The 350-nt window shown below is 45.1% G+C and carries 1 protein-coding gene; it reads left to right on the forward strand.

Annotated elements, in window-relative coordinates; all coding sequences use genetic code 11:
• Positions 1-350: IS200/IS605 family transposase (gene tnpA / locus BHE85_RS19205; RefSeq protein WP_069673525.1), on the forward strand; the 350-nt coding region annotated here is incomplete at its 3' end.

A 350-nucleotide genomic window follows, 5' to 3' on the forward strand; every position in this document is an offset into this window, starting at 1 on the left:
GTGAAAAAAGAAACCGATATCCGGCGTGGAAGGCATTGTGTTTTCCTGATGCATGTTCACCTGGTCTTTGTCACCAAATACCGACGTCAGATTTTTGACCATGACGCGACAGAAAAACTACGCACTTACTTTTCAAATGTATGTGCTGATTTTGAAGCTGAACTGGTTGAAATGGATGGCGAACCAGATCACGTCCATTTGTTAATTAACTATCCTCCCAAACTGGCAATATCCAGTCTGGTAAACAGCCTCAAAGGCGTTTTGTGGAGTCCTGGCTATTTTGCCAGTAGCTGCGGAGGTGCGCCAATATCCGTCATCCGCCAATACATTGAACAACAGCAAACACCTGG

It is taken from the genome of Shigella sp. FC1567 (assembly GCF_001743015.1).
Lineage (GTDB): Bacteria > Pseudomonadota > Gammaproteobacteria > Enterobacterales > Enterobacteriaceae > Escherichia > Escherichia coli.